We start from the raw sequence: 3632 nt of genomic DNA on the forward strand, positions 1-3632 counted from the left end.
TCAGCCCGCTGGCCCGGCGCGTCGCGCCGCGCACGCTGGTGGACGTCGGGGCGAAATTCGGCTTGCCGCCGCTGCCGCACTCGCAGGTCGTGCTGTATTCGCGCGTGCGCGACACCCGCGCGGCCGCCGCGCTGCGAAGGTTTGCCGACAGCCTTGCAATCTCGGCGTAAACTACGCGGTTTCGCCGCCCGCAATCCTCTGAAGAATTCCGATGAAGCCCGAAGCCCGCAAGCACCTCCGCGCCAACCTGCTGATGCTCGGCGCCGCCGCGATCTGGGGCTCGGCCTTCGTCGCGCAACGGCTGAGCCTCGACGTGATCGGGCCATTCCTGTTTACGGGGCTGCGCTTCCTGCTCGGCGCGCTGGTGCTGATCCCGCTGCTGACGTTCAACACGGCGTCGCGCGCGCAGTTGGCGGCGATTCGCCGCGAACCGGCGCTGCTGGTGCCGGGGCTCGCGCTCGGCGCGCTGCTCGCCGTGTCGATCTCGCTGCAGCAGTTCGGCCTGCAGTACACGCGCATCGCGAACGCGGGCTTCATCAGCTCGCTGTACGTGGTGATCGTGCCGCTGATCGGCGTGTTCGTCCGCCACCGGATCGGCGCCGGCACGTGGTTCGGCGCGCTGCTCGCGGCGATCGGCCTGTATTTCCTCAGCATCGACGAGCATTTCTCGGTGCTCTACGGCGACTGGTTCCAGCTCGCGGGCGCGGTCATCATCGCCGCGCACGTGATGGCCGTCGGCCATTTCGCGAAGCGCCACGATCCGCTCGTGCTCGCATTCCTGCAGTTCGTCACATGCGGCACGCTGTGTCTCGCGGCCGGCCTCGTGATCGAGCCGGTCAGCGTCGCGATGCTGCGCAGCGCGCTGCCGACGCTGCTGTACGGCGGGCTGCTGTCGGTCGGCGTCGGCTATACGCTGCAGGTCGTCGCGCAGCGCGATGCGGCGCCCGCGCACGCGGCCGTGATCTTCAGCATGGAAGGCGTGTTCGCGGCGATCGCCGGCTGGGCCGCGCTCGGCGAGACGCTGACGCTGCGCGCGCTGGTCGGCTGCGCGCTGATGCTGGCCGGCCTGCTCGCCTGCCAGTTGCTGCCGAACGGCGACGCCCGGAAAAAGGACGAGGACGCGCTGCCGGCGTGACACGCGCGATCCCTATAATGACGATTCGCGTGTTTTTCATGCCAACCGCATCCAACAAACCAGCTCCGTGACGTCCATTCCCGTCGATCCCGCCGCCGACCTGCTGCGCGAACGCGCAGCGCACTATGCCGCCGAGGCCGCGCTGTTCCTGCGCGATCAGGCGCTTTCCACCGCATCGCACGACCTGCGCAGCCCGCTGAACGCAATGCACAGCTGGGCGTATGTGCTCGAGCGCCAGCTCGCGAGCGCCGACCCGAACCTGCAGCGCCCGCTCGCGGGCATCCGCACGGGGATCGATCAGCAGGTTGCGCTGATCGACGACGTGCTCGACGCGCCGCGCGCGGAAACACGCACGCTTGCGATCGCCGCGCAGCCGTTCGCGCTGCGCCCGCTGCTCGACGACACGCTCGCGCTGGTGCGCTTCGCGCTCGCCGACGCCCGGCAGGTGAGCATCGATGCGACGCTGCCCGACGGCGAGCCGTCACTGAGCGCCGATCGCGAACGCCTCGCACAGGCGCTCTGGACGATGCTGACAACGGCCGTCGAAGCCAGTGCCGCCGGCAACCGCGTGACGTTCGCATGCACGCGCGACGGCGCGCAGTGCGTCGCGCATGTCACCTGCGGCGTGAGCGCCGATGCGCTCGCCGATCCGGCGCTGCCGCACGCCTTCGACGCGTTCGCACGTCGCGAGATGCTGCGCTCGCGCGACGCGAAGCGCGTCGCCTGGGTGCTCTCGCTGTGCCAGCGTGTCGCGCTCGCGCACGGCGGCACCTTCACGCACGCCCCGTTCGCCGACGGCGCCATCGTCACCCTGTCGCTCGCGGTTCCCTGTGAGGCGGCGGGGTAAGCCATCGGCCGCCCGACACATTACATTTTCCTTTCCGGCCCTATACTGTTGGGCCTGTCATGACTGGAGCGATTCTTTGTTACAGATCTTCGCGCTCATCGGCGCGTTGTTCCTGGTGGCCCTCAACGGGTTTTTCGTCGCAGCCGAATTCGGCCTCGTCAAACTGCGCGCGACGCGCGTCAAGACGCTTGCCCGCAAGCACGGCCTGCGCGGGCGCATCCTCGCCGTCGTGCACGGTCGACTCGACGCGTATCTGTCCGCGTGCCAGCTCGGCATCACGCTCGCGTCGCTCGGCCTCGGCTGGGTCGGCGAGCCGGCGTTCGCGGAACTGATCGGCCCGCTGCTCGACCTGATCGGCGTGCAGTCCGAACGCATCGTGCACCTGATCTCGCTCGTGTTCGCGTTCTCGCTGATCTCGTTCCTGCACATCGTGGTCGGCGAGCTCGCGCCGAAATCGATGGCGATCCGCCAGTCGGAGAAGGTCGGCCTGTGGGTCGCGCTGCCGCTCTACGCGTTCTACTGGGCGATGTATCCGGCGATCTGGGTGCTCAACAGCAGCGCGAACGCGGTGCTGAGGCTCGCGGGGCTGTCGGCCGACCACGGCGGCGATGCGCACTACTCGACCGACGAACTGAAGCTGATCCTGCGCGGCCGCCGTAGCACCGCGGGCAACACGGCGCAGCCCGCGCGCGGCACGTACACCAACGACGAGTGGAACACGCTCGCGCATTCGCTCGATTTCTCGTCGATGACGGTGTCGGACCTGATGCGGCCGGCGCATGAAATGATCGGCCTGCGCCGCGACCTGCCGCTGCCCGACAACATGGAAATCGTCGCGCGGCACCGCTTCAGCCGCTATCCGCTGTTCGAGAATACGTCGCGCGAACAGGTGAGCGGGCTGATCCACCTGAAGGACCTGCTGCTTGCGCGTCATGCGGGCGCGGCGCTCGAGGACCTGTCCGACTACGTGCGCCCGGTGCAGTACGTGAAGCCCGACACGCCGGCGCTGGAGCTGTTCCGCCGCTTCCGCAAGGGCGCGCCGCACTTCGCGCTGGTCGGCAACAAGGGCGAGAAGCCGATCGGTTTCCTCACGCTCGACAACCTGCTCGGCGCGCTGGTCGGCCAGATCCACGACGAGTTCCGCCAGGGCGACGCGGACTGGACCCGCCTCGACGACGGCACGCTGATGGGCAAGGGCAGCCTGCCCGTCGTGTCGCTCGAGCAGGCACTCGGCATCGACATCGACGAAGGACGCGCGGAATCGGTCGGCGGCCTCGTGATCCAGGCGTTGAACGATTTGCCGACCGAAGGGCAGCGCGTGTCGTTCGATCGCTTCGACGTCGTCGTGAAGAAGATGAACGGGCCGCGCATCGTGCTGGTGCGCGTCTATCCGAAGACCGTGAAGGAGGCCGACGAATGACGGCCGCCGCTCGCCCTTCCCGCGTGCGATGAGCGCGACGCTGGCGCGCTGCTGCGTGATCACGCCGGAGCCGGCGTCCGCGTCGGCCGCCGATTGCGGGGCCTTCCTCGACCGGCTGTCGGCCGTGCTCGCGCGCGGCGAGACGCTCGTGCAGTTGCGCGTGAAGTCGTTCGACGCTGCCGCGTTCGCGCGGCTGGCCGCCGATGCGCTCGCGCGCTGCACCGCGGCCG

The 3632-nt window shown here is 69.1% G+C and carries 3 protein-coding genes and 2 pseudogenes; all 5 read left to right on the forward strand.

What is annotated here, in order from left to right:
* Window positions 1-170, forward strand: a pseudogene (locus F3J14_RS34070) (LysR family transcriptional regulator); the annotation flags it as partial.
* Window positions 171-211: 41 nt separating this feature from the next.
* Window positions 212-1135 (forward strand): DMT family transporter, encoded by a 924-nt coding sequence (locus F3J14_RS34075; protein ID WP_166726647.1) that lies wholly within the window; start codon window positions 212-214, stop codon window positions 1133-1135.
* A 67-nt stretch (window positions 1136-1202) separates the two neighbouring features.
* Window positions 1203-1982: a HAMP domain-containing sensor histidine kinase gene (locus F3J14_RS34080; protein WP_166726648.1), complete on the forward strand. Its 780-nt coding sequence runs from the start codon at window positions 1203-1205 to the stop codon at window positions 1980-1982.
* 76 nt (window positions 1983-2058) lie between these two features.
* Entirely contained in the window at window positions 2059-3402 is a 1344-nt protein-coding gene (locus F3J14_RS34085) for a hemolysin family protein (protein ID WP_166726649.1), read from the forward strand.
* A 28-nt stretch (window positions 3403-3430) separates the two neighbouring features.
* Window positions 3431-3632, forward strand: a pseudogene (locus tag F3J14_RS34090) (thiamine phosphate synthase); the annotation flags it as partial.

Origin of the sequence: Burkholderia sp. Tr-862, from assembly GCF_011753085.1 — a bacterium.
GTDB lineage: Bacteria > Pseudomonadota > Gammaproteobacteria > Burkholderiales > Burkholderiaceae > Burkholderia > Burkholderia ambifaria.

What these genes read in the sequence shown, in the direction of transcription:
- F3J14_RS34075 (WP_166726647.1), top strand. Translation starts at nt 212, where the DNA reads ATGAAGCCCGAAGCCCGCAAGCACCTCCGCGCCAACCTGCTGATGCTC.